The sequence below is a fragment of the Nocardia sp. NPDC059240 genome (assembly GCF_042753865.1).
Lineage (GTDB): Bacteria > Actinomycetota > Actinomycetes > Mycobacteriales > Mycobacteriaceae > Nocardia.
This window is the reverse complement of sequence record NZ_JBHZAC010000002.1, coordinates 514802-540709: the sequence shown is the minus strand read 5'-3', so window position 1 is coordinate 540709 and position 25908 is coordinate 514802. Positions and strand designations below refer to the sequence as shown.

The following is a 25908-nucleotide window of genomic DNA, read 5'->3' as shown; positions in this document are numbered from 1 at the left end:
CTCCTGACCGGCCGAAACCTCCGCTCTCAGCGAAAAGGATGCAGGTCACGTGGCCTTGTCGGTCGGTTCCTGGAGAATGGACCAGGCTCATTCGAGCCGAACAAGCCAGGAGGTGCTCGTGACCGACGGTCCACTCATCGTGCAGAGTGACAAGACCCTGCTGCTGGAGGTCGATCACGAGTCGGCCAATGCCGCTCGGCAGGCCATCGCGCCGTTCGCGGAGCTGGAACGCGCGCCCGAGCATGTGCACACCTACCGGGTGACCCCGCTGGCGCTGTGGAACGCGCGCGCGGCCGGGCACGACGCCGAGCAGGTGGTCGACGCCCTGGTCAACTTCAGCCGGTACGCGGTGCCGCAGCCGCTGCTGGTCGACATCGTCGAGACCATGGCCCGCTACGGACGGCTGCAGCTGATGAAGCATCCGGCGCACGGGCTGGTGCTGGTCAGCCTGGACCGCGCGGTGCTGGAAGAGATCATGCGGCACAAGAAGATTCAGCCCATGCTGGGCGCGCGCATCGACGACGACACGATCATCGTGCACCCGTCGGAGCGCGGGCGGATCAAACAGATGCTGCTGAAGGTGGGCTGGCCCGCCGAGGATCTCGCGGGCTATGTCGACGGCGAGGCGCATCAGATCGACCTGGACTTCGAGTCCAGCGAATGGCATCTGCGCGACTATCAGGAAATGGCCGTCGACTCCTTCTGGGCGGGCGGATCCGGCGTGGTGGTGCTGCCCTGTGGCGCGGGCAAGACCATGGTGGGCGCGGCGGCCATGGCCAAGGCGAAGGCGACCACGCTGATCCTGGTCACCAATACCGTGGCCGGGCGGCAGTGGCGGCGCGAACTGCTGGCCCGCACCTCGCTGACCGAGGACGAGATCGGCGAATACTCCGGGGAGCGCAAGGAGATTCGGCCGGTCACCATCGCGACCTATCAGGTGGTCACCCGCAAGACCAAGGGCGAGTACCGGCATCTGGAGTTGTTCGACAGCCGCGACTGGGGTCTGGTCGTCTACGACGAGGTGCACCTGCTGCCCGCGCCGGTCTTCCGGATGACCGCGGATCTGCAGTCGCGTCGCCGGTTGGGCCTGACCGCCACCCTGGTGCGTGAGGACGGCCGCGAGGGTGACGTGTTCTCGCTGATCGGCCCCAAGCGCTACGACGCGCCGTGGAAGGACATCGAGGCGCAGGGCTGGATCGCGCCCGCCGACTGCGTCGAGGTGCGGGTCACGCTGACCGATGCCGAGCGCATGGCCTACGCCACCGCCGAACCGGAGGAGCGCTACAAGCTGTGCTCCACCGCGCGCACCAAACTGCCGGTGGTGGAGGCGATTCTGGCCAAGCACAAGAATTCGCCGAGCCTGGTGATCGGGGCCTACCTCGATCAGCTGGATGAACTGGGTGAGCATCTCAATGCCCCGGTGATTCAGGGTTCCACCCGCACCAAGGAGCGTGAGGAGCTCTTCGACGCCTTCCGGCGCGGGGAGATTCCGGTGCTGGTGGTGTCGAAGGTCGCCAACTTCTCCATCGACCTACCCGAAGCGTCTGTGGCCGTACAGGTTTCGGGCACCTTCGGATCGCGGCAGGAGGAGGCGCAGCGGCTGGGGCGGCTGCTGCGGCCCAAACACGATGGCGGGCAAGCTCACTTCTATTCGGTGGTCGCGCGTGACACGCTGGACGCCGAATATGCTGCGCATCGGCAGCGTTTCCTTGCGGAGCAGGGGTATGCCTATCGCATCACCGATGCAGACGACCTGCTGGGGCCGACGATAGGATAAGTGGAGGAAGAGCCTCCATAAGGCGGGAGGGACGCACGTGCGGCGCTTCGAATTCACGGTGGACCGTGAGCATGCCCGAGCGGTCAACGAGGTCGTCGCATACCTGCGTCGGCTTCGGATCTGGGCATATACCGCGGCCATCGCCCTCGGGCTGGGTGTCGCGTTCCTGGTGTGGGTGAACCATCCGTGGTCGTGGCTGCTGGCGGTGGCATTCCTGCTGGCCGCGGTCACCGCCCTGTTCATCGGGTACTGGATGCCGCATCGCGGGCGGGTCGACAAGCTGTACGCGGCGGGCGACCTGGTGCCCGCGGTGGTGTCGGAGACGCACGGCAACGGGGCGACCCTGCTGGCGCTGGTCGACCTGGCCAAGCCCACCGCGCAGGGGCCGCGCTACGCGCTGGTGACGCGCACGGTCCGCTCGCTACCGGGCCATCGGGCCCGCGCGGGGGAGCGGGTGCCCGCGGTGACCGTGCGGGTGGATCGCGCGCCCGGCCCGGTCGGGGATCTGTGGCAGACGGTGAGCGCCATGCCCATCGCCTGGGGGACCCGGGATCTCAACATCATCGAGCGGGCCCGCGGGTTGATCACCGAGGTCGAGTGGAAACTGCTGACCGACAACCTCGATCTGGCCGACAAGGTGCGCGGGGCCGACGCCAAGCGGCTGCTGCTCGACCCGCAGCAGCTGCCGGAAGAGCTGCGCGGCTGAGCCTTTCGCGCCGACGGAATTCCAGGCGACAGGTCTCGCTCCGGGAAATAGAATGATCGGATGATTCCCGCCGCGAACTTGCTGGCGTTCCTCATCGCCTCCATAGTCATTGTCATAATCCCCGGTCCCGGTGTGCTTTTCGTCATCGGCCGGGCGCTCTCCTACGGGCGGCGCGCCGCGCTGCTCTCGGTCATCGGCCACTCCCTCGGGGTCCTGATCATCCTCGGACTGGTGGCCGCCGGGCTCGGCACCATCCTCGCCGCCTCGGCCATCGCGCTCTCGGTGGTGAAACTGGCCGGCGCGCTGTACCTGATCTACCTGGGCATCCAGGCCTTCCGGGAACGGCGTTCCCTGCGTGAGGCGTTCGAGGCCAAGCTCGAACCCGTCGACAACCGCCGCGCCATGCGGCAGGCCGTGCTGGTCGGGGTCACCAACCCCAAGGCGATCATCTTCTTCTCCGCCGTGCTGCCGCAGTTCGTGGCGCCCAAGGTGGGCGCGGTCCCGCTGCAGATGCTGCTGCTCGGGGCGATCTTCCTGGGCGTCGCGCTCATCTCCGACTCCGTCTACGCCCTGCTGGCCGGCACCGCGCGGGAATGGTTCGCGCGCTCGCCCAAGCGGCTGGAGGCGGTCGGCGGCGCGGGTGGTGTGATGATCATCGGGCTGGGCGCGAGCGTCGCCGTGTCGGGCAGCACCAACTGAGATACCCGCCGATTAGCATCGGCGAGACGGACATCGGCACCGACGACAAGGGGTGGTAGGAACGCATGAGGGCGAACTGGCGGTACATGGTGGTGGGGGCGGTACTGCTGGTGGGCGCGAATGCGGCTCCAGCGCAGGCGGATTCGGGTGATCCCTTCGCGGGCGCGCCGGGAGCGGGTGATCCCTACTATCCGATGGACGGCAATGGTGGCTACAACGCGAGCCATTACGACGTCACGATCTCCTACGACCCCCCGTCGCATCAGCTGACCGGGTCGACCCGCATCGACGCGACGGCCACGCAGGCGCTGCGGACGTTCAACCTGGATTACAGCGGGCCGCAGATCTCCAAGGTGACGGTCAACAACCTGCCTGCCTGGTTCGATCGCACCGACGAGCACGAACTGGTCGTGACACCCCTGATTCCGCTGCTGCCCGGGCTGCCGTTCACCGTGCAGGTCGACTACGCGGGCCCGGTGACCGGCACCGACGGTGAGGGCTGGGTGTTCTCGCCCAGCGGCGGGGCCTTCGTCGCGGGCGAACCGCATTCGGCCAGCAGCTGGTATCCGCTCAACGACATCCCCACGGACAAAGCGACTTTCACGCTGCACGCCACCGTGCCGCAGGAGTGGGAGGTGATGTCGGGCGGTGACAAGGTGTCCGACACCGTGTCGGGTGCGAATCGCACCGTCTCCTGGGAGATGCGGCAGCCGGTGATCGGCTATCTGACCACCATCGCCATCGACAAGTTCGAATTCCTGGAACAGCGGCGCGCCAATGGAACCCAGCTGTTGAGTGCGTTCGCGCCGGACGCGTTGAAGGCCAAGGACATCGAGTCGCGGCTGCCGGAGATCCTGGACTTCCAGGAGGAGCTCTACGGCCCCTACCCGTTCGATGTCGCGGGCGGCATCTTCGTCGACACCGATCTGAATTTCTCGCTGGAGACCCAGTCGCGGCCCATCTACGCGCCCTGGACCGACCTGGACACCGTGGTGCACGAGGTCACCCACCAGTGGTGGGGCGATTCCATGTCGGTCAAGCAGTGGTCGGATGTCTGCCTGAACGAATGCTTCGCCAGCTACACCGCCGACTACCTGTGGCCGGAACGCAAGGACGGCAAGGACGTCGACGCCATGTACCGTGACACGGTCGCGAAATACCATGACGATCCGAAGTTCTGGCAGATCGCGCTGCAGAATCCCGGCAAGGGCAGCGAATTCACCTCGGTGTACTACCGCGGGCCGCTGTTCCTGCACGCATTGCGCCGGACCATGGGTGACGACGCCTACTTCCCGGCCGTGCGCGACTTCGTGATGGCGCACAAGTACGGCAACGCCTCGATGCCGGAGTTCCGCCAGTTCATGCAGACACGCACACCGCACGACCTGACGGGATTCTTCGCCGCCTGGCTGGACCGGACCGACCGGCCTGCCGACGAATTCCTGTACCCGGGCTCGCTGCGCTCCTGACCTCAGGCCGGGAGCGGGCGGGTGCGGTCCGACAGCACCAGGGCCGCCATCGCGCCGAGGACGGTACCGGTGACCAACCGCTGGGCACGCAGCCAGAGCGGCCGTCTCGCCAGGAAGGTCGCGATCGCTCCCGCGCTGAGCACGATGAGCCCGTTCATGACGACGGCGATGCTGGTCTGCACGCCACCCAAGATCAGGCTCTGCAACCAGACCCGTCCGTGCGCGGGCACCACGAACTGCGGAATCAGTGCCATGTACAGCACGGCGATCTTCGGATTCAGCAGGTTGGTGACCAGCCCCATCGTGAACAGCCGCCGCGTCGAATCCGGGGGCAGCTCGATCGGGGCGAACGGCGAAACGCCGCCCGGCCGCAATATCTTCCACGCCAGATAAAGCAGATAGCCCGCCCCCGCCACCTTCAACGCCAGATACAGCGCGGGCACCATGGCGAACACCGCGGTGATCCCGACGGCGGCCGCCACCATGTAGGTCCCGAATCCCACCGCCACACCCGCCAGCGACACCAGCCCGGCCCGCCGCCCCTGAGAGATGGTCCGCGACACCAGATACATCATGTTCGGCCCCGGCGTCAGCACCAGCACCAGTTCCGCCGCCGCAACTCCCAGCACCGCAGTCGTTTCAATCACGCGCCCAATTCTCCGAGCCGCGACTGATTCCTGTCGCGGGCCACTTGCCACCTAGTGGACCGCCAACCACCTGGTGGACCGCCAGCCACCTGGTGGACCGCCACATCGAATGCCATCCCAGCACGCCGGAATAACGAGGTGAGGCGTTGCCGGAATGGCGAGGTGGGGCGCTGCCGGAATGGGGGATCGGGCGTCAGTTGCCCAGGGTTAGAACGGCTTTGCCGCGCAGGGTGCGGGATTCGATGGCTTCGAAGGCTTTCGGGGTTTCGGTCCAGTCCAGGGTGAGCCCGATGTCCGGGGTGAGGCGGCCGTCGGCCACCAGGTTGGCCAGAATGGCGAGATCTTCGCCGAGGGTGTCTTCCGGGACGGGGCTGATGAAGCCGACGATGTGGGCGTTCCAGCCCTGGGCGTAGAAGTCGGCGAGGCGGAGTTCGGCCGCGCCGCCGAGGTTTCCGTACCAGGCGAGGTGGCCGCCGGGGGCCAGGCGACGCACGGCCGGGGCGGTGAGGTCGCCGCCGATGCCATCGAGGACCAGGTGGAAGGGGCCCAGTGCCGGATCCTCGAGGGAGGTGACGGCGTGGTGGGCACCGAGCGAAAGCGCGTCGGGGATGCGTTCCGGGCGGCTGACCAGTGCGGTCACGGTGGCACCGGCCGCCACGGCCAACTGGACCGCGAACTGGCCCACTCCGCCGGTGGCTCCGGTGATCAGGACCTGGCGGCCCAGCAGTGCGCCACCCACCCGCACGGCCCGCAGCGCGGTGATGCCCGCGATGGGCAGTGCGGCGGCCTGCTCGAACGACACCGAATCCGGCAGCACCGCAACGCGTTTCACCGGCACCGGGATGCGCTCGGCCCAGCCTTCCCAGTCGAGGTAGCAAACCACGCGCGCACCGACCGCGGGCCCGGACCCGTCGGCGGCCGCCGCGACCACCACCCCGGCCACATCCTGTCCCGGCCGCCAGCCGTCGGGCCGCCGCCGGATCAGATTGAGCTCGTCGTGATTGATGGCGAAGGCCCGGACCTCGACGATCACTTCGTCCGGTCGCGGCTGCGGCTCGGGCAGATCGGTGGCGAGGCGCAGGCCCGCGGGACCGGAGGGGTCGGTGAGGTAGCCGAGCATGGGGTGTCCGTTCGTCTCGTGGTGCGACAACGGCTCACAACCGTACGGCCCGCCGGATCATTCCGCAGCGCGCGAGTATCCGCCGGGCAACTGTCAGCCGAGAGCCTCCACCGTGTGCCCGGCCCGCAGGCGGCGGACACCCTCGGCGATCGTCTCCTCCTTCTTGCAGAAGGTGAAGCGCACCAGGTGATTCCAGGCGGCCTTGTCATCGGCGAACACACTGACCGGGACGGCCGCGACCCCGAGCCGTGCTGGGAGTTCACGGCAGAAGTCGTAGGCGTCGCTCGCGCCGAGCGGCGTGATATCGGCGCACACGAAATAGGTGCCGTCGCTGCGCTTCACCCCGAATCCGGCCTCGGCCAGCGCGGCCGAGAGGCGAAGTCGCTTCTCCGCGAGGGTGTCCCGCAGCGCCGCCACCCACTGCTGCTCCTTGTTCAGGGCGTGCGCGATGGCGGGCTGGAAGGGGCCGCCGCCGACGAAGGTGAGGAACTGCTTGGCCGCCAATACCGCGTCCAGCAGCGGTGCGGGCGCGCACGCCCAGCCGATCTTCCAGCCGGTGACGCTGAACGTCTTTGCCGCACTGGAGATCACGATGGTGCGCTCGAACATGCCGGGCAGCGTCGACAGGCTGATGTGCTCGTGCCCGTCGAAGGCGAGATGCTCGTACGCCTCGTCGGACATGACGTAGAGGTCGTGCTCGATGGCGATTTCGGCGATGGCGGTGAGATCGGCCCGCGAGAGTACGGTGCCGGTCGGGTTGTGCGGCGAATTCACCAGCAGCAGGCGGGTTTTCGGGGTGATGGCCGCGCGCAGGCTGTCCAGATCGAGGGCGAACCCGTCGCCGTCGGCCACCAGCCGCGCGGTCCGGCGATTCGCCCCCGCGAGGGCGATGGCGGCCGCGTACGAGTCGTAGTAGGGCTCGATCAGCACCACGTCGTCGCCGGGTTCGACGAGTCCCAGCACGGTCGCCGCGATCGCCTCGGTGGCCCCGACCGTGACCAGCACCTGACTGTCCGGGTCGTAATGGGTGCCGTAGCGTCGCGCCCGATCCGCCGCGATGGCCTGCCGCAGCGCGGGCACGCCCCGCCCCGGCGGGTACTGGTTGAACCCGTCGGCGATGGCCTGCCGCGCCACCTCGAGCATGCCCGCCGGACCGTCACTGTCCGGGAACCCCTGACCGAGATTGACCGCACCGTGGCGGACGGCCAGTTCGGTCATCTCGGCGAAGATCGTCGAGGCGAACGGCTGCAGACGGGCGACGGTCGGAATGCGGGACGGCATGACCGGAGGATAGTGAATCGGGCGGCCCTGGTCTCGAACGGGCACGGCTGTCGCCCGTCGAGGACCTCGTCACGGGTTCGACTCCGGGCGATTCCTATTCGACCAGCGCGACCGAGGCGATGCGGTGCAATGTGAAGTGCCGGACCGCGCCCGTAACCGGATCCAGGGCGTCGAGCTGCCCGCCACCCACCTTGAGCGGTTCCACGACTCGCTGCGTGGCGACACCCGACGCGTCCACGTAACCGATGTGGACCGGGCGGCGGGTGCGGGCGGCGAGTTGCAGCAGATTCAGGGTGGCGACGGTGCTGGTGCGCGAGCCGTCCGACCGAACCGCCTGTCCGGGGCGGGCATTGGCGGCCCGCTCGCCCGAGCGCAGTTCGGCCACCAACGATTGCAGCTGCTCGGTGCTCGGCGGGTTGGGCCGCCAGGCCGAGCGCTGCTGGGGCCGGGCGGGCAGCCGGGCCCCGCGCGGACGCAGATCGACGATGGCGCCCGAGGAATCCTCGCCCGCCGGGCTGAATCCGGCCGCGCGCAGGCGTTCCAGCACTTCGCCCAGCGATGCCTGGGAGATCGCGACGGTCGGCGCGACCGCGCGCAACGCGAGTTCCCCGGCCACGGGTGCGGCCAGTACCTCGGCCAGCAGCGCCGGATCCTCGCTGCGCACGAAACTCTGCGCCATCCCCGCGCGCAGGCGGCCGTGGCGGCGGGCCACATCGTCGATGAGATACGACAGCGACTGCGGGACCGGCGTGCGGGAATGGGTGAGGAACAGATTGTGCAGTTCCGCGGCCGTGGCGCCCGCGTCCAGGGCGCGGCGCACCGACAGCTCGCTGACCCGGTACACCGTTGCGGCACCGGCCGATTCGATATCGGTGACCAGTTCGATCCGATCCCGCAGCTCCGGGGTGAGCGGGCCGGGCGCGATCACGGTCAGATCGGCCTGCACCAGCACATGATCCACCGGGGCCGGCAGCGCGATCGCCATCTCGGCCTCGGCGTCCTCCGGGCTGCCGTGCAGCAGGGCGCGGCCCGCCGAGGTCACCGCGCCGCGCGCGACCAGGCCCAGCGTCGCCGCTTCCGCGAGGGTGCTTTCCACCGCTTCGAGCCGGTAGTGCCGTCGCCGGCGGGGTTGCCGCCAGGCCAGGACCCGGCCCAGGTCGGTGGCGGAAACCTCGGTGCCGGGCGGGAATTCGGCGAGCAGTTCGAGCAGGGCGTGCCGATCGCGGACGGCGTGCACGGTGCGCAGTTCGGCCGACAGCGCGGCCAGCGGTTTGTCATTGGCGTCGCGCAGACCGATCATCCACGGGAACCGGTCCAGCTCCAGCCATGCCTGCGCGAGCACCACCCAGCGGCGTGGCGGTACCACCGCGAGCCAGGCGTCGGAGGTGGTGGTGGGGGTCCAGTAGTCGTCGGTGCCGTCGCCCTCGGGTGCGGGTTCGGGGGTGCCCTTGTCGAGCAGCCGTGCCGCGACGAGGATTTCGGCCAGCAGGCCCAGCCGGTTCTCGTCGATACCGGTCTGTTTGGCGACCCGGCGCAGCTCACGCACCCCGAGACCGCCCGAGCGCAGCACCGGGGCGGGCACCCGGGCCAGCACCTCCAGCACGGAGGCACTGTGCCGCAACAGTTCTCCCACCTCGCCCGCGGCCGTGGCATTGATATCGGCGGGGGCGTGCTTGGTGGTGCCGGGGCGCGGGGCAACGAGCGCGTGCGGATCGGTGACCGGCTCGTTGCGCAGCAATTGGCCGACCGCCACCGGCAATTCGACGGTCTCCTCGTCGATCCAGTTCAGTAATCGACGCGCCAGCAGTCGCTGCACCGGCCGGTCGTCCGGGGTGCCGGGCGCTGCGTCGCGGGTGCGGCCGCGCGGGCCGGTGGTGGCCAGCTTGTCCAGCAGCGCGCGTTCCTGCGGCGTGGATTCGGCCAGCGCGGCGGCGATTTCGGGTTCGGTGAGCGCGTCCGGCAGTTCGGTGGTGCTGCCCAGCGGCCAGGGCAGTGCCTCCTGGGCGGCGGGGCTCAGCCGCAGGCCGGTGTCCGGGCCCCAGACCAGGGCGCGGGTGCGCAGTTTCTGTAGCGCGGCATTGACGGTGGCCGCCGGGACGCGATCCGACAGCAGTTTGCGCAGTGTCTTGGCGGGCAGCGGCGCGCCGTGCCGGCCGTCCGCGGCACCCTGTACCACCAGGGTTTCGATGATCGCGAGATCGAGGGTGTCGAGCTCGTCCGCGGCCCGCAGCACCGAGGCGCGCTGTTCGGTGCGCGCGGCCAGCACCGCCATCGAGGCGGGCAGTGGGACGGCGAGATCGGGCCGCAGCTCCAGCAGCGTGACGAGGTCCTCGTCGGCGCGCTTGGAAAGCCATTCGGCCAGTGTGAGATCGGCGCGCGCGGCCGCCGACTTGGATTTGGTTTCGGTCACTTCACCCGATCCAGGGCACACAAGTGTGCGGCCGCCGCGGAGACCAGGCGGGCAACGATGCCTGGAGTCGATTGCGCGGCGGCCGCCCGGAAACGAGCGCCGTTAACCGCATGGTTGTCGGTCGAGCGTCGGATCAGCGGTTGACGACGGTGTGCGGGTGCACGTAGGGCAGCTGATCGGCCGGAAGCGGGAACTCGAGGTCCTCGCCGTACGGGGACAGTCCGCCGGAGCGGCTCGACGAGAGCTCGGTGACCGCGTGATCGCCATTGGCCATCTCCGGCCAGCCGTTGTCGACATAGGGTTTGTTCGATTTGTTCACCACGCCGCTCATTCTGGCATGACCCCCACAAGACCGCCCGCTCCGGCACCCGGAAGTTTGCTCCGGGCACGGCGTTCCGCCAGCTACCCGAAATCACGAATGCCCCGCGTCGTCATTGACGCGGGGCATTCATGGGGAGGGAACGTGGGGTTGCCTACTGGGGGAGCAGGCCCTTGTTCGCCTCGAAGAAGTTCACGATGGCCGGGTCGAGATTGTTGTTGGCCTTGGTGGCGTTGAGGAAGTCCAGGGCGGGCTGGGGGATGTTCACACCCTGCGACTGGGCGACCGCGATGGCGCGGTCCACAGCCTGGAAGACGTCCTGGTTGGCGTTGGTGCCGCCGCCGGGGCCGGCCTGCTGCGGGGCCCACTGCGGGGTCTCGGAGGCGGCGGGCGCGGGGGCGCTGCGCGGGGTGGAGCCGCTGGTCAGTCCGAGGCTCGAGGAGCAGGAGGGCCATGCGCCCCAGCCCTGCGTCGCGAGGACCTTCTCGGCGACCGCGATCTGCTGCTCACGGGTGGCCTGGTTGGCGGTGGGGGCGTATTCGCCGCCGCCGGAGGCGTTCCAGGTGCCGGGCGAGAACTGCAGCCCGCCCTGGAAACCGTTGCCGGTGTTGATGCCCCAGTTACCGCCGGCTTCGCACTGTGCGAGGCGATCCCAGTCGGAGTCGGGTGCCGCGCTGGCGTTACCTGCCATGGCCACTCCGGCGCCGCCGAGGGCGATGCCCGTCAGGGCAACCTTGGCGACGGTGCGGCCGGTGTTGGTCGGCTTGCGATGGCGTCCACTCATTTTCGGGTCTTTCCTCTCGTACGCGCCTTCGAGGATGACTACCGGGGTCGAACTGAGAGGTCGTCCGGCCCGGCGCACGTGATGTGCGCTGTCCTCGTCTTCGCCCCTGATTCCAGTTGGGGGTCCGTACCCGCGGGGCGAAGTTCGGTGCGGCGGGCCGGTGGCGCCGGGCTGACCCGGCTGGTGGTGAACATTACGGCGACTCCCGTGAAAAGTCTCCATTTGGTAACCGTCGTGTCTGTCCGGGTCGCTAACCGGCGCAAGGGGTTCCGGATGGCTTCTTCGCAGGTGGTCACGGCGAGTCTCCGCCGATAGGGGTCTGTCACCGCTTCGTGACCTTCTCGTTATGTGACGAAGATCACAGGCATGCTCGGGTAACGAACGGGGCAATCCCGGTGTCGGCCGGTCGCTCCCCGCGCGGGTTGTTCTAGCGCGCCCGGCGACCGGACAGGAGCGCGAACACGATCGCGAGCAAGAACCCGAGCGGCGCGCACATGGCGAGCAGGTACAGCCACAGCCCCGGCTTCGAATCGGTCAGCCCGGCCACGCCGAAGATTGCGACAACAGCCAGCAATCCAATCGTGAACAGGCCCAAGGCGATATAGAGCAGCCAGCCCGCCGAACCGCGCGGCGACTGCTTGGAAGAGGTGTCGGACACCTCCAGACCGTAAAACTCATGTGCTCGCGCTATTCACACCGGGGTAGACTCGGGGACTATCGCGTCCTGCATAGCTGTGTGGGGCGCGTTCTTTTCGCAAACGGAAAGGTTGCGGGTGTCACTACATCCGTGGCCACTACTTGTGCCCGGCGAGCCCGGGCTTGAATGACGAACGGGTGAGCGCAGTGCCGACCGGCAAGGTGAAGTGGTACGACGTCGAAAAGGGCTTCGGCTTCCTTTCCCAGGATGAGGGTGAGGACGTCTATGTTCGATCGTCGGCGCTGCCCGATGGTGTCGAGGCGCTCAAGCCGGGACAGCGAGTGGAATTCGGAATGGCCGCGGGACGCCGTGGCCCGCAGGCGCTTTCGCTGAAGCTCCTGGAAACCCCGCCCTCCCTGCGCGAGGAGCGCGGCGAGCGCGGTGGCCGGGGTGAGCGCGGAGACCGCCGCGGCGGGCGCAACGACGCTCCGATCAACCGCAAGGAACCCGAAGAGCTGCACGGCCTCATCGAGGACATGATCACGCTGCTGGAAACCAAGGTCCAGCCGGATCTGCGGCGCAACAAGTACCCGGATCGCAAGATGTCCCAGCGCATCGCCGAAGTGGTGCGCGGCGTGGCAAGGGAACTCGACCACTAGGTCGCGGCCGCGAGGATGAACGAAAGAACCCCGATGACTTCGGTCATCGGGGTTCTTTGATTCGAAAGGTGTTCGCGGCCGGACGTTCTACGCCATGGTGGCGACGGACCAGGCGGTGTGCGGAACCTGGCCTTCCTCGCCGGTCTGCGGGTCTCGCCACAGGATGGGCACATCGATCTCCACGCCGATCAGCGTCAGCTGCACCGAGGGTGCGGCGGGCTTGTTCAGGAACTTATGCCCATCTGCCGTCACGTACAACGCCGAAGGGATCGTGATGGCGGTCGTGCCCTGGGCGTAGTCGTCGTGCTCGATGGAAGTCGGGCGCAAGGGTTTGCCATTGGGCAACCGGTACACCACCGATCCCATCCAGGGCGCGTCCGAGATCTCCTTGGGGAACGACAACTGCAGCGGCAAGCCGGGTTTCACCGGCAACTCGGCGGGCACGCCAGTGCGGCAGCCTGTTCCGCCGGTGGCGCAGGCGATGTCGTCGGGCAGATCCAGCAGCTCGGCCGAGGGCAGAGTCCGGCAGTCCTGCATGCGCACATTGCAATCCCAGTACGGCGCGATCGTGATCGATTTGCCGTTCGCGTACGCGGTGATCTGGACTTCCGGCTTGTCGGCATGGCGTACGGCGACTGTGACCACGGCGGCCACGGCCGCCACGAAAACCAGCAGTGCCGCTCCTACCAGGGCGACGATCGTGCGGGTTCGGGTTTGGCTCACCGGGATGTCCTGTCCGTCATGTGGTGGATTCACCCGCGCCGTGCGCGGCGGGGATCTCCTGCTTGGCGTGCTGAGGTCGGTTACCGCCCAAACCGGGCAGTAGCGAATGCCCACGGTAGCTGACCACGGTCTGGATCAAGCCGAGCGCCATGATGACCGAGACCACGGCGAACCCCTTCCACCACATGGTCGGCATCCACAGGGTGGGCAGCAGCACGCCGAGCGCGCCGCCGAGCACCCACGCCAGCTGCAGCACGGTCTCGGAGCGGCCGAAGCCGGAGGCGACGGACTCGGGCGGCAGGTCGTCTTGGATCGCCGCGTCCAGCGACACCTTGGCCAGCGCGCTCGCGCCGGCCGCGATCAGGGTGGCGACGGCCGCACCCAGCAGGCTGTCCAGGACGGCCGCGGCGACCGCGCTGCCGACGCAGGCGATGGTGCAGAGCAACACGATCAATTGCGGGCGGCCGAGTTTCATGCGGGCGCCCGTGGCGTTGCCGGCGAAGTTGCCGATCGCCGCGGCCGCGCCCACGACGCCCAGCATGGCGATCTGCTGCACGCCGTGATGCCCGGTGGTCTTCACCACGAACGCGACATAGAAGGTGAGGAAGCCGGTCAGCACGCGCACCGTGCTGTTGCCCCACAGTCCCGTCACCACCGAACGGCCCAGCGGCTGACGGCGTTTGGTCGGCGGCACCGTGGCGGCCTGGCCCGGGTCCAGCACCTCCGTGTGCGCGTCGTCGCCGTGATAGCCGAAGGTGGCGGGCACCTCGCCCTCGGTGTTCTCCACCCATGACGGGATGCGCAGGCTCAGGAACGCGCCCGCGGCGGCAAGCGCGGCCGCGAAGAGCAGCGCGCCGGTCGAGCCGGTCACATTGGCGATGAGCGCGGCCACGCCGCCCGCGCACAGGGTGCCGCCGACCAGGCCGAACACGGTGAGCCGGGAGTTGGTGCGCACCAGGTCGATTCCCGGTGGCAGCACACGCGGGGTGACCGCGGACTTCAGCACCGAGAAGGACTTGCTGAGCACCATCATGCACAGCGCCAGCGGGTACAGCGCCCAGTTGTCGATATTGAAGATCAGCAGGCCCGCCACCAGCACGCGGATCGCGAACGATCCGGCGAGGGCGATCCGGCGGCCGTGCTGCAGGCGGTCCAGCATCGGGCCGATGACCGGTGCGATCACCGCGAACGGGGCGATCGTGATCACCAGGTACAGCGCCACTTTGGTGACGGATTCGGCGGTCGCGCTCGCGAAGAACAGGGTGTTGGCCAGGGCCACCGCGATCGCCGCGTCGGTCGCGAAGTTCGCCATGGTGGCGTAGACGAGCGCGGTGAGACCCGACTCCTCCGCGCCGTCGGCCTTGGCCGCGCGCTGGAAGGTCGCGAATCCGCTCTGCGTCAGCTCGATACTGCGCCGCGCCGCGACCCGGGTGACGGTCAGCTTGCGGGGCGGTTTGTGCAGGCCTGCGGTGTCATGGGCGTCCGTCCCGGATTCGGGCGAATGCGCTTGCGGATGTGCCCCTTCCGCGTGTCGCGGGTCGGTGTACGAGTCCCGATCGTGGTCGGGCCGGGTCGGATACTGCTCGCGGCGGGCGGGCGGCGCGGATTCCGGCTCGTAGCGGTGCCCGTGCCCGTGGTCCGGGGTGTGCCCGGACTCCGCGTCATAGCGCACCCGGCGCGTGGTGCCGAAGTCGTTGGGCTGCTGCCAGGTTGCCGGTTCGCTCGGCGCGTCCGTCGGTGAGCGGGTCTCGTACGGCCTGGTCGGCGGGTTGCCGGGGTCGGCGGCCTCGCCCTTGCCCTGGCGGCGACGCGCCCAGCGCGAGGTGCGCCCGGTCGAATCACCACCCTGGTCGCGCGCGGATTCGGCACCGCCGCGCTGGGATTCGCCGCCGCCGCGCGGGGCTTCGGCACGGCGGCGGGTGAGGAATTCCGGCACTTCGGGCTCGTTGGAGGCAGGGTCGGGTCGCCGGCCGGCGCGGTTCGCGGGCGGATAGCGGTCGTACCCCGGGTGCCTGTCGATCATGGGGGAGTCCTCGTCGCCCCAGCGACCAGGGTCGGCACCGGGGTCACGGGGAGGAGTCACGCCCCCAATTCTTGCAGTGCTGCGGGTCGGCGGCTGCACTACCGCCGGTGTGGGCCGCCACAACTTCCGTTCGGAACCGGTATCCGGGCCGGTCGGAACACGGGTGCGCGCACGTCAAGCCGGGACGAAACGAACTTCGTAGGAGGTCGGCCATTTCTTGCCGGTGAGCAGGAAGTGGTCGGTGCCGGGGAGATGGGTGATGCCGTTGAGGACATCGGAGTCGGGGGTGCGGGCGCTGGTCGGTAGGAGCCCGGAGGCGTCGATGCTGTCGAGCACCTCGCCGGTGTCGGGGTTGATGCGCAGGATGGTGCTCGAGGGCCAGGCATTGGCGTAGACGGAACCGTCCGGTGCGCAATCGAGTTCGTTGAGCTTCACGTCTTTGTGGCTGGTGAGCGCGGTCTTGCCGGTGATCGCGAAGGTCTGCGGGTCGCGGAAGGCGAGGGTCGCGCTGCCATTGCTCATGACCACGCGATTATCGCGGGTGCACAGCCCCCAGCCCTCGCCGTCGAAGTGGGTGCGTCGGATCTCGGTGAGCGTGGCCGGGTCTCGTGCGATGGCGATGCCGTCCTGGTAGGTGAGCTGCCAGAGCAGGTCGCCGACCTTGGTGATGCCCTCGCCGAACAGGGGCGCGGGCAGTTCAGCCCGGGCGAGTTCGGCCCCGGTGGTGAGGTCGGTGGCCCGCACCCAGGACTGTCCGGACAGCCCGGTGCTCTCGTATAGAACCGAGCCGTCTATTTCTAAGCCCTCGGTGAACGCGCCCGGATCGTGCGGCCGTGTGGCGACGACTTCCACGCGCAGCTTCGGCGTGTTGTCGCTGCTGGTGCAGGCCATAGCGGTGGCGGCCAGGGCCAGGGCCGTGGACAGGATGATCGTGGCGGCCGCTACCGGTGCACGCTGTTTGCGCTCCATACGGCAAAATGTAGGACGTGAGCGCGGTTGGAGTTTCGGAGTCCGGTGTGCGGCCCATCCTGGCGGAGGCGGTCGGGCTGGCGCGCCGCGCGCTCCTGGATCTGGAACCGATCGGAGTGGGCGCGCATCTGGGCGTGACCGCCGAGGACGAATCCTCGGCGACCCACCACTTCGCGGCCACCCTGCCCGGCTATCACGGCTGGCAGTGGGCGGTCGTGGTGGCGGCGCCGCCGGAGGCCACGGTTGTCACGGTGAGCGAGTCGGCGCTGCTGCCCGGCCCGGAGGCGCTCGTCGCCCCCGATTTCATTCCGTGGGAGCAGCGCATCCGCCCGGGCGATCTCGCGCCCGGCGATCTGCTGGCCCCGCCGCTCGGCGACCCGCGCCTGGTGCCCGGCTATGTGGCCACCGGCGACCCGGTCGTCGACGAGGTCGCGCTCGAGCTGGGTCTCGGTCGTACCCAGGCACTTTCCCGTGAGGGCCGGGAGGAGGCCGGTGATCGCTGGTTCTCCGAATACGGCCCCGACACCGACATGGCCCGCGCCGCACCGTCCACCTGCGGCCTGTGTGGCTTCTATGTGCCGCTGGCCGGTGCCCTGCGCGCCGCCTTCGGCGTCTGCGCGAATGCCATGGGCGCCGACGGTCACGTCGTGCACATCGCCTACGGCTGTGGCGCGCATTCGGATGTGGTGCTGCCCAGCGGCAACGGCTCCCCGCTCTACGAGGCGTACGACGACGCGGCCGTGGATCTGATCCCGATCGCCGAGCTCCGCCCGGAAATCGCCACCCCCGCTCCGGAATCCGCTGACGCGACTGCCGAGGCCACGGCCGAGGTCGCCGACACGGCCGAGGCTGCCGAGGTCGCAGCCGAGGTGGTTGAAGTGGCACCGGTGGTCGCGCCCGTGACGTCGGTGGACGATGACGCTGTCGCGCTGTTCGAGGTGCCGGATCCGGATGCGGTGTACGACGATGCCTGGGCCGTGACCGCGGTGCGGGTGGAGCCCGAGTCGGGGGCTTCGGAGGCGCGCTGAGGCGCGGTGGCGTAACCTGCCGCGGCGTCGTGAATTCGCGTGGCAGTGGCGATTTTCGGCGGATTCGTGTCGGAATTCTGTGAAATGACCGGATGCTTGGCCTTGGCGTGCCTGAAAACCGGTCGGCATGCCAAAAAACCGTGGTGCGGGAAGGGATGTAGGGCGTGATCGCGACCGATCTGGGGGATCCGTTCGGGACCGAGGCATTGCGGGCCGGGGTGGTGGCCGCGTGGCGCGGATCGCCCACCCGGCTGCGGGAAGATGCCGCGACCGAGGCCGACCTCGTGCGGGCGGGCTATCGGGACCGGCTGCTGACCGAACTGGCGCAGAACGCCTCCGACGCCGCGCTCAAGGCCGCGGTGCCCGGGCGGGTCGCGGTATGGCTGGACGGCCGGACCCTGCATATTGCGAATACCGGTGCACCGCTGGATGTTTCGGGTGTACACGCGCTGACGGCGCTGCGCGCCTCCGGCAAGACCCTGGACCCGTCCGAGGGTGCGTCCGTCGGCAAGTTCGGTGTCGGCTTCACCGCGGTGCTCACCGTCTCCGACGAGGTCCAGGTGCGCTCGACTGCCGGATCGGTGCGCTTCTCCCGGGCCGAGACGTGGGCGCTGCTGGGTGCGCAGGGCATCGAGATTCCCGAGACGCCGGACGGTTTCGAACCGCCCGCACTGCGGCTGGCCTGGTCGCTCGAGGAGCGCCCCGCGACCGGTTTCGACACCGAGATCGTGCTGCGGCTGCACGAGCATGTGGACACCGTCGCCCTGCTCGCCGAGATGCGTTCGGAGGCGGCCGATCTGCTGCTGGAACTGCCGGTGCTGCAGAGCATTCGCATCGGTGACGACGAGATCTCCAGTGCCACGCAGGAACTCGAACACGGATTGACCGAATTCCGGGTCACCGACTCGAATTCCGGTGAGCGCGTGTGGTGGCAGTTCCGCACCGAGCGGGCCCGCTGGCTGCTGCCGGTGCGCGACGGCCGGCCTGTCGCCACCCACCCGGACGTGCTGCGCGCCCCCACCCGCTCCGACGAGGAGCTGTCCATCCCGGCCCTGCTCATCGCCGACATCCCGATGCAGCCCGACCGTCGCCGGCTGCTCCCCGGTGCCCGCCTGACCGAACTGGCCACCGGCTACGCCGATTTCGCCCGCGCCCTGCCGCCCCGCGACCGCCTGGTCCTGGTCCCGCTCCCCGGCTTCGCCCGCAGCGAGGCCGACAGCGCCCTGCGTGAGGCCCTGATCGCCGAACTCCGCGACAACGAGTGGCTCCCGGTCCTGCTCGCCCGCCCGGACTCCGGCCCCGAAACCGTCTCCGCCCCGGTCGATTTCGATGCCGAGTTCGGATACGTGGACGCGAGCGGCAACGCCGATGACGCCGCCGCGGTGGTCGCGTCTCCGGACGAGTCGGCGGCCGAGGAACTCGCCGATCTCGCGTCGAGCGGCCCGGAGGAGGCTTCCGGCGCGGCCCGGGCCGCCGCCAAGGCCCGCCCCACGCGGCCCGAACAGGACACCCTGCCGCTGTGGGACCTGCCGGAGCAGGACGAATCGCCCTACGGCGCAGTCGAACCCCATGACGCGATCGGCCCGCACGACGTGGTCGCGACCTTCGGCGCGGACGACGGCGCGAAAGTGGATCTCGGCTCGGACGCGTTCGCGGAATCCACCCTGGGGATGGATGTGGATGAATCACCGAACACCGAATTCGGTGCGACGGTCACGCATCCCGACAGCGCGGTCTTCGATTCGCGCGGGCCCGTGGCCTCGCCGCGGCGGGCCTCTGTATTCACCGGCGCGACCACGGAACTGGCCGATCTGCTGGCGGATATGGTGGGGCCGCTGGTGATTCCGGAATTGTCCGGGCGGGCGTACGCCGATGCGCTGGCGGTGCTGGATGTGCATCGCATCGGGCTGGCGCGGATCGCGGAGCTGTCGGGCAGCCTGGAACGCGAACCGCAGTGGTGGTATTCGCTGTACGACGCGCTGGATTCGTTTGCGACCGACCCGCTGTCGGTGGAGGAACTGGGCGCGATCGCCGTGCCGTTGACCGACGGCCGGTTGGTGACCGGTCCGCGCACCACCGTGCTGGACAACCGGCTGGAGTCGGCGGTGCCGGTGCACTGGGCGCGGCTGGTACACCCGGAGGCCGCGCACGAGCTGCTGGGGCGGCTGGGCGCGCGGCCCGCCACACCGGAGGATCTGCTCAACGATCCCGGCTTGCAGGCCGCGCTGGAGGACGATCCGAGCGATCCCGACACCGTCGACGCGGTGCTGGGTCTGGCCGCGCACGCCCTGGTCGCCCCCGGCACGCTGCCGACCTGGCTGGGTCTGCTCGAATTGCCGGATGTCGCAGGCGAATCGACGCCCGCCGACGAACTGCTGCTGCCCGGCGCGCCGCTGGACCGGGTGCTGGTCGCGGATTCGCCGTTCACCACCGTGGACGCCGACGTGCTCGAGCGTTACGGCCCGGAAGCCTTGCGCGCCATCGGTGTCGGCTGGGGTTTCACCCTGGTGACCGAATCGGATCCGACCGGCCCGGACCATCACCTCGACGACGAGGAAACCTGGTGGGACGGCCTGACCGACGATCCGGCCGAACTGATCGCCGTGCGCGACCTGGACCTGGTGGACGACGGTGAATGGCCGGAAGCCTTGCGGCTGTTGCTGTCCGACGCCGCCACCCGCCCGCTGCTCGCCGACCGCGACGGCTACACCGCGTGGTGGCTGCGCCAGCACGCCCACATCGACGGCATCCCGCTGGGCCTGATGCGGCACCCCGACGACACTCTGTTCGCGGGCCTGCTCCCGCAGCTGCCGGGCTTCGACGCGAACGATCTGCGCGTGCTGCGCGGAGTGCTCGCCGATCCGGAGGTACTCACCACCGCGCTCGCCGAAGAACTCCTCGACGCCCTGGCGGATCCGGCCAGAATGCCTGCGCCCGAATCGATTTCGCAGACCTACGCACTGCTGGCCGAGGCGCTGGAATCCGGCCGCCTCGACGCCGGTGAGCTGGTGCTGCCGGGACAGGTGCGCGCCTTGTCCGGTGAGGTGATCCCCGCCGCCGACGCACTGGTGCTGGACCGCCCGTGGCTGGGCCCCGCGCTGCCGGTGGACCGGCTGGTGGTCGGTGACCTGGTGACCGCGAATTCCCTTGCGACACTGCTGGATCTGCCGCTGGCCTCGGAGGCCGTCACGGCCGAGGTGGCGAGCAGCGGCCGCCGGACCAGCTGGGCGGCCGAACCGCTGGGCGTGCTGTTGCGCATGCAGTTCGACTTCACCACGCCGTCGGGCGAACTGGAGGTGCACGACGAGCTGCGCGTACGGCTGACGGGTGCCTACGAGGCCACGGTTTCGGTGGCGTGGTGGCGGGAGGGCGACATCACCCACGTTCAAGCGCAGCCGCAGAACTTCTCGCGCCGTTGAGGATTCGCGCCTGCACCTGACAGGTGCGGTGAGATAGGTTCCGGCGCGGGCGTCTCGATTGCCCGCGCCGGAGGTGAATGAGGCCCGGGTCAGGCCGAGTGGGCTGCCACGGTGGTGGCGAGGATGTCCAATTGTTCCCGGACGGCGGCGCTGTCGTTGTCCACCAGCCACCGCAGCACGATGCCGTCGATGGTGTTGAGGATGAATCGGGACAGGGTGCCGACCGGAACGGTCCACTGGGTGCCGGTGGCCTCGCGCGCGTGCTCGCAGACATCGGCGACGGTGGAGTCGTTGAAGGTGTATTGCTCGCGTGCGATGGCGAGTTTCGCCGGTGTGGCTTCGCCTTCACGCAATGCGTAGGTGGTGGTTTCGTAGGTGAGTAGCTGGCGTTCCGGGGTGGCTTCGATGTTGAGCCACATGAGTTCCAGGCCAGCGCGCACCAATTGTTGAAGCGCTTCTTTTCCGGTTCCGACGTCCTGCCATACCGCTTCGTTGGCATCGACGGAATCACGCAATTCCATCGAGAGCGCCTTGACCAGCTCGGTCATCAGCTGATCTTTGTTTTCGAAACAGTAATGCACCACACCAAGGGAAACACCGGCTGCCTGGGCTACATCGCGCGTGGTAACTCCTGCCACGCCCTTCTTTTCGGCAAGGCCGATGGCCGCCTCGATAAGGTGGGCCCGTCGTTCTTCGACGCTCAATCGGGAGGACACTCCAGGGAGTTAAGCGTCCGCGACGCGTGCAGTCAATTCGCACGCTCCGCAAGTTCGTTTTCCGTTGCCGGTCTGGACCATCGGTCTGCCCGGCATTCCAGACATTCGTTACGCCAAGGCGGAGTTTGTAAAGACTCAGTCCAAGCCGAGCTGCGCGCCTTTGTCACCACGGCGTGCGCCCCGGCGCTGAATGGCGAAGATCGTGTAGGCGAGTAGCCCGACCACCAATCCCATCAGACATACCGGGCGCGCGGTCGCCCAGGCGTCATTCGCCCACACCGCGATCGTCGCGATCAGGAAACCGATCGTGCCCACGGCCAGCACGGGACGCGGGTCGGTGAAGCGCGGGGGAATCTCCGGCACAGGCGGCGTGGTCACCCCATCAGAGTAGTGGGCCGCACGCGAACAGCCGACTCGTACGCGAGCGGTCCCGTATCGTTTGCCTCTGTGACAACGCCTTCCGACATTCGAGCGCTCGCCGGTGAACTTTCGCTGGCGGTGGTGCGCTTGACTCGGCATCTGCGGGGCCGGCGGGCCGATGCCCAGATTTCGCTGACCCAGCTGTCCGCGCTCGCCACGCTGAATCGGGAAGGCGCCATGACGCCGGGCAGCCTGGCCGCCAAGGAGCGGGTGCAGCCGCCGTCCATGACCCGGGTCATCGCGTCCCTGTCGGAATTGGATCTGGTGGAACGCAATCCGCACCCGACCGACGGGCGGCAGATCATCGTGTCGCTCTCGGCGGCCGGGCGGGCGCTGATCCAGGACGAGAACCAGGCCCGCGAGGCGTGGATGACCGATCAGCTCTCCAGTCTGAGCGTCGACCAGGTGAAGGTGCTCACCGAGGCGGTCGGCATCATGAAGCAGATCGTCGACGAGTCGGAATAACTCAGTAGGCGAAACGCCGGTCGCTGTCGACGATTTCGCGCCCCAGGGGGAACAGCGAGACCGGGATCAGCTTGAGATTGGCCCAGGCGAACGGGATTCCGATGATGGTGATCGCGAGCGCGATGCTCGTCATCAGGTGACCCAGGGCCAGCCACCAACCGGCCACGATGATCCAGATGATATTGCCGAGCATGGAGCCCACGCCCGCGCTCGGCTTCTCCACGGCCTCGCGGCCGAAGGGCCACAGCACGAAGTTGGCGATCCGGAACGACGCGATGCCCCACGGGATGGTCACGATCAGCACGCAGCAGATCAGTCCGGCGATCACATAACCGATGGCCATCCAGAATCCGACGAGCACGAGCCACAGGACGTTGAGAATCAGCTGGATGGGTTTCACGCACTCCAGCATGCCAGCGCCGCGCCGCCGCCCACCACCGGGAAAACCCTGACTTCACCCCGGGGGTCCCTCACCCGTATCGGGTGAAATGGCGAAATTGCCCGTTTCGTGAAACGGCTCACTGTTAATCTCTCGCTATCTTGACTCGCCCAGCTCTAACTCTGTTTTCCCCTGTGTGAGAAATCGGGAGCGCATCTTGAGCAAGACAAAGCGACTATCGATCGGCGCGTTGGCGCTGGTTCTGGCGGCGGCCGGTGCACTAACCGCCTGTAGCAGCGACAAATCCTCCGACTCGGGATCGACGACGACCACGAAGAGCGGCGGTGGCAACGATTCCGGCACACCCCGCAACCCCTATCTCGCCGCGGATAAATACGCGGTAACCCATCTCGACCCCGCACAGAGCGACAACTTCGCTGATCCGGTGCCACGCGGCACCTTCCACATCGACCCCGCCCAGATGCCGCGGGTGCCGGGCGGTCCGGTGAACATCATGACCCTGGCCTCGCCGGTCGCCGACCACTGGTGGGTCGCCTCGACCGCGGGTCCACGCTATGTCGATTCGGCCGACGGCGGTTTGAAACAGCTTGCCGCACTGGATACCCCGGGTACCGCGCCGCTGCCCACCGAGTCCCTGGACAAGGTGCTCGACCAGCAGTTCTCCGATACCGGCCAGATCGAGTCGGCCATCGCCCAGGACTGGGGCGGGATGAACTGGCAGCGCCTCACCAATGGCGTCTACACCATGGTGGACAAGGACAATCACCTCTACTACGCCAACCAGAACGCCGACCTGCTCGTCTTCGGGCTGAAGAACAAGGACCGGCCCGAGGACGGCATCGAGGTCGTCGCCCAGCGCGACTTCAAGCCGGTGCTCAGCACCGCGATCACCTCGCTCGGCACCCCCGAGACGCTGGTCGGGGTGGACATGACCTACGACGGGCACGTGGTGGTGCTCGCCTCCCGCGATATCTTCGTGCTGAATCGGGACCTGACCGGCGACCCGCAGCAAATTCGCATCGGCGACGACGAGACCGTGTCGAACTCCATGTCCATCGATCCCGACGGCGGCATCTACTTCGCCTCCGACAAGGTCATGCGCAAGGTGGTGTGGAAGGACGGCAAGCTCTCGACCGATGAGGCCGATGGCGCCTGGTCCTCGCCCTACGATTTCGGACGGCAGCCGCCCGCAGTGAAGTTCGGTACCGGAACCGGCTCCACCCCGACCCTCATGGGCACCGACAAGGACAAGGACGAACTGGTCGTCATCACCGACGGTGCCGACCACATGAAACTGGTCGCCTTCTGGCGCAACAAGATTCCCGAGGGCTTCCAGCAGAAGCCGGACACCAAGTCGAACCGGATCGCCGATCAGATCGGGGTGACCGCCGGACTGCCCGATCCGCTGCCGGAGTTCATCCAGTCCGAGCAGTCCGTCGTAGTGAACGGCTATGGCGCGTTCGTCGTCCAGAACATCGGTGCGGGTGGAGAACCCGACCGCCTGGTCGACGTGCTGGCCAACGGGCCGGTCGCCGAGCCGCCGCACGGCATGCAGCGCTTCGAGTGGGATACCGCGGGCCACAAGTGGAATTCGGTGTGGGCGCGCGGCGACGTCGTCTCCACCTCCATGGTTCCGGCGGTGTCCACGACCTCGGGCATGGTGTTCGTGAACGGTTACAGCAAGGCCGACGGCTGGGAGGTCACCGGTCTGGACTGGAAGACCGGAGAAACGGTGCATCGCACCATCTTCGGCCAGTCCAACCTCGGCAACGGCGCCTATGCCATTGTCGAAGCCTTCCCCAACGGTGACCTGCTGTTCAACAGCGTCGGTGGCCCGTTCCGCGCCAAGATCTCCGGCAAATAATCAGAAGAACCAGCCGAGCTCCGCGTCCCGATCCGAGGCGAACGCCTCGTCGAAGGCGCGGAGCTTTGCTGTGTCTTTCGCCTGAATCCGGTTGGCGGCGGCGAAGACCCGGGCCTGGTACGCGCCGAAGTAGAGGCTGCCGAGTACATCGATGCCGAGTTCGATATCCGGCGTGCGGTCGGTGCGCTCGCATTCCGCGAGGCCGTCGCGCACCCGCAGTGCGAAACTGCCGCCCGCGTCGCGGAACGGATCGTCCACGGACAGCACCACATCCAGGTCCCGCTGGTAACTGCGGGCGGTGAGGGCGGCGGGGACGTCCATGACGCGGGTCCACAGGCCGTCGTGGCGGCCGGTCACCCGGATCAGACGCGGATCGGTGACCAGCCAGGGGAGGGGATCGTGGTCGCCGATCTCGGCTTCGATGGTGTGCACCAGATCCAGGCTCAACAGCACTCGCCACAGCGCGACATGCGCTTCGGGCGTGATGGCGCGAAATTCCCGGACGGTGGCGGTGTTCTTGTCATCCGAACCCCAGGAGCGGCGCAGGATCGCGTAGCCGTCCGCGTGCGCCAGGAAGAACAGGGGTGAGTTCTCCTCCTGCTGGATCGAGTCCGCGAAAACCCGCTGTTGCCAGCGGGCTTCGGGCCGGGCCTGCGCACCCGGGACCAGCCGCCGCCAGCGGTCGTAGATCTCGGGCAGCACGGTCTTGGCCTCGGCGAGTGAAATCACCTGTACGCCACCGGGATCCGGGGTGGTGGAGCGGAATTCGGCCTTGCGACCGGGAATCGAGACGTCATTGACCGCCACGGTCGGGCCGTAGCCGAAACGACCGTAGATGGTGCCTTCGCTGGCGTAGAAGATGGTGAGGGGTAGTCCCTCGGACTCGGTGCGCGCGTGCATCTCGGTGTAAAGGTCACGCAGGATGCCGCGTCGCCGATGCGTCGGTGCGACCACGACATTGGTGACACCGGATGCCTGCACGGTGCGCCCGCCGGGAACCGTGAGCGTCATGACGCGGTCGTTGGCGTGGCCGACGATGCGGTCGCCGTCCACGGCGACCAGGGCCCGATCGGTGGGAAAGACCTGAGAGCCGTATTCCAGATCGGCCGGGCCGACCCGCGAGCCGAAGCAGAGTTCCGAAAGCCTGATGATCTCCGGTCGCTCATCCGCCCGCGCCGAACGCACGGTCAAACCATTCGTCGATGCCATGCCTCGAACATCCCACGAATTTCGGGTGTCCGCACCCCGATTTTCTCCGGTGCCACCTGCCGCCCCCGCCGCGGTAGGTGACACCGGAGTTCGGGTCTCTTTCCCCCCTGCCCCCGTTCCCCCCTCGGATCCCCGTTCCCCCGAACGTCCCCCGGATCCCTGTT

The 25908-nt window shown here is 68.4% G+C and carries 23 protein-coding genes; 9 read left to right on the top strand and 14 right to left on the bottom strand.

What is annotated here, in order from left to right:
- Positions 1–118: 118 nt before the first annotated feature.
- The 4 genes from ACFXHA_RS08090 to ACFXHA_RS08075 all read left to right on the top strand — a co-directional run bounded on the left by ACFXHA_RS08090 (position 119) and on the right by ACFXHA_RS08075 (position 4651).
- A complete protein-coding gene (locus tag ACFXHA_RS08090) occupies positions 119–1777 on the top strand; it encodes a DNA repair helicase XPB (protein WP_379354229.1) in 1659 nt (552 codons plus the stop codon).
- A gap of 37 nt (positions 1778–1814) precedes the next feature.
- Positions 1815–2483: a DUF3239 domain-containing protein gene (locus ACFXHA_RS08085; RefSeq protein ID WP_379354227.1), complete on the top strand. Its 669-nt coding sequence runs from the start codon at positions 1815–1817 to the stop codon at positions 2481–2483.
- Between the two features lie 60 nt (positions 2484–2543).
- Positions 2544–3182 carry a LysE family translocator gene (locus ACFXHA_RS08080; RefSeq protein WP_379354226.1) on the top strand — a complete coding sequence of 213 codons (639 nt, stop codon included), beginning with the start codon at positions 2544–2546 and terminating at the stop codon, positions 3180–3182.
- 65 nt (positions 3183–3247) lie between these two features.
- Positions 3248–4651, top strand: a complete 1404-nt coding sequence (locus tag ACFXHA_RS08075) for a M1 family metallopeptidase (RefSeq protein WP_379354224.1) — start codon at positions 3248–3250, stop codon at positions 4649–4651.
- Positions 4652–4653: 2 nt separating this feature from the next.
- Here ACFXHA_RS08075 and ACFXHA_RS08070 read toward each other — a convergent pair whose 3' ends face one another.
- The 7 genes from ACFXHA_RS08070 to ACFXHA_RS08040 form a co-directional block, all read right to left on the bottom strand.
- Complete coding sequence (locus ACFXHA_RS08070; RefSeq protein ID WP_379354222.1) at positions 4654–5298, bottom strand: LysE family translocator; 645 nt, start codon at positions 5296–5298, stop codon at positions 4654–4656.
- 193 nt (positions 5299–5491) lie between these two features.
- Positions 5492–6448 carry a zinc-binding dehydrogenase gene (locus ACFXHA_RS08065; protein ID WP_379354220.1) on the bottom strand — a complete coding sequence of 319 codons (957 nt, stop codon included), beginning with the start codon at positions 6446–6448 and terminating at the stop codon, positions 5492–5494.
- A 63-nt stretch (positions 6449–6511) separates the two neighbouring features.
- Entirely contained in the window at positions 6512–7699 is a 1188-nt protein-coding gene (locus ACFXHA_RS08060; protein WP_379354218.1) for a pyridoxal phosphate-dependent aminotransferase, read from the bottom strand.
- A 94-nt stretch (positions 7700–7793) separates the two neighbouring features.
- Positions 7794–10109, bottom strand: coding sequence for a helicase-associated domain-containing protein (locus ACFXHA_RS08055; RefSeq protein ID WP_379354216.1), 2316 nt, complete (start codon positions 10107–10109; stop codon positions 7794–7796).
- Between the two features lie 133 nt (positions 10110–10242).
- Positions 10243–10440, bottom strand: a complete 198-nt coding sequence (locus ACFXHA_RS08050) for a hypothetical protein (RefSeq protein WP_379354214.1) — start codon at positions 10438–10440, stop codon at positions 10243–10245.
- Between the two features lie 142 nt (positions 10441–10582).
- Positions 10583–11212, bottom strand: coding sequence for a transglycosylase family protein (locus ACFXHA_RS08045; protein ID WP_379354212.1), 630 nt, complete (start codon positions 11210–11212; stop codon positions 10583–10585).
- A gap of 427 nt (positions 11213–11639) precedes the next feature.
- Positions 11640–11870: a hypothetical protein gene (locus ACFXHA_RS08040; protein ID WP_379354210.1), complete on the bottom strand. Its 231-nt coding sequence runs from the start codon at positions 11868–11870 to the stop codon at positions 11640–11642.
- A 185-nt stretch (positions 11871–12055) separates the two neighbouring features.
- Between ACFXHA_RS08040 and ACFXHA_RS08035 the strand changes: the two genes are divergently transcribed.
- The gene (locus tag ACFXHA_RS08035; protein WP_379355001.1) at positions 12056–12508 is read left to right on the top strand and encodes a cold-shock protein; all 453 of its coding nucleotides are present in this window, start codon (positions 12056–12058) and stop codon (positions 12506–12508) included.
- A gap of 87 nt (positions 12509–12595) precedes the next feature.
- On the opposite strand, the gene ACFXHA_RS08030 is transcribed toward ACFXHA_RS08035, so the two are convergent.
- The 3 genes from ACFXHA_RS08030 to ACFXHA_RS08020 form a co-directional block, all read right to left on the bottom strand.
- Positions 12596–13231, bottom strand: coding sequence for a DUF2771 family protein (locus ACFXHA_RS08030; protein ID WP_379354208.1), 636 nt, complete (start codon positions 13229–13231; stop codon positions 12596–12598).
- Positions 13232–13247: 16 nt separating this feature from the next.
- Positions 13248–15254 carry an MFS transporter gene (locus ACFXHA_RS08025; protein ID WP_379354206.1) on the bottom strand — a complete coding sequence of 669 codons (2007 nt, stop codon included), beginning with the start codon at positions 15252–15254 and terminating at the stop codon, positions 13248–13250.
- Between the two features lie 174 nt (positions 15255–15428).
- Positions 15429–16223, bottom strand: a complete 795-nt coding sequence (locus ACFXHA_RS08020; protein ID WP_379354204.1) for a glutaminyl-peptide cyclotransferase — start codon at positions 16221–16223, stop codon at positions 15429–15431.
- Between the two features lie 17 nt (positions 16224–16240).
- On the opposite strand from ACFXHA_RS08020, the gene ACFXHA_RS08015 reads away from it, so the two are divergent.
- Complete coding sequence (locus tag ACFXHA_RS08015) at positions 16241–17251, top strand: DUF3027 domain-containing protein (protein WP_379354202.1); 1011 nt, start codon at positions 16241–16243, stop codon at positions 17249–17251.
- Between the two features lie 167 nt (positions 17252–17418).
- A complete protein-coding gene (locus ACFXHA_RS08010; RefSeq protein ID WP_379354999.1) occupies positions 17419–20670 on the top strand; it encodes a sacsin N-terminal ATP-binding-like domain-containing protein in 3252 nt (1083 codons plus the stop codon).
- Between the two features lie 89 nt (positions 20671–20759).
- On the opposite strand, the gene ACFXHA_RS08005 is transcribed toward ACFXHA_RS08010, so the two are convergent.
- Both ACFXHA_RS08005 and ACFXHA_RS08000 read right to left on the bottom strand, forming a co-directional pair.
- Positions 20760–21374 (bottom strand): TetR/AcrR family transcriptional regulator, encoded by a 615-nt coding sequence (locus tag ACFXHA_RS08005; RefSeq protein WP_379354200.1) that lies wholly within the window; start codon positions 21372–21374, stop codon positions 20760–20762.
- Positions 21375–21521: 147 nt separating this feature from the next.
- Positions 21522–21764: a DUF2530 domain-containing protein gene (locus ACFXHA_RS08000; protein ID WP_379354198.1), complete on the bottom strand. Its 243-nt coding sequence runs from the start codon at positions 21762–21764 to the stop codon at positions 21522–21524.
- 69 nt (positions 21765–21833) lie between these two features.
- Here ACFXHA_RS08000 and ACFXHA_RS07995 point away from each other — a divergent pair, with 69 nt between their 5' ends.
- Positions 21834–22271, top strand: coding sequence for a MarR family winged helix-turn-helix transcriptional regulator (locus tag ACFXHA_RS07995; protein WP_379354196.1), 438 nt, complete (start codon positions 21834–21836; stop codon positions 22269–22271).
- Position 22272: 1 nt separating this feature from the next.
- On the opposite strand, the gene ACFXHA_RS07990 is transcribed toward ACFXHA_RS07995, so the two are convergent.
- Positions 22273–22662 carry a YccF domain-containing protein gene (locus ACFXHA_RS07990; RefSeq protein ID WP_379354997.1) on the bottom strand — a complete coding sequence of 130 codons (390 nt, stop codon included), beginning with the start codon at positions 22660–22662 and terminating at the stop codon, positions 22273–22275.
- A gap of 205 nt (positions 22663–22867) precedes the next feature.
- On the opposite strand from ACFXHA_RS07990, the gene ACFXHA_RS07985 reads away from it, so the two are divergent.
- Positions 22868–24535 carry a hypothetical protein gene (locus ACFXHA_RS07985; protein ID WP_379354194.1) on the top strand — a complete coding sequence of 556 codons (1668 nt, stop codon included), beginning with the start codon at positions 22868–22870 and terminating at the stop codon, positions 24533–24535.
- Here ACFXHA_RS07985 and ACFXHA_RS07980 read toward each other — a convergent pair whose 3' ends face one another.
- Positions 24536–25744, bottom strand: coding sequence for a GNAT family N-acetyltransferase (locus ACFXHA_RS07980; RefSeq protein ID WP_379354192.1), 1209 nt, complete (start codon positions 25742–25744; stop codon positions 24536–24538).
- Positions 25745–25908 lie beyond the last annotated feature (164 nt).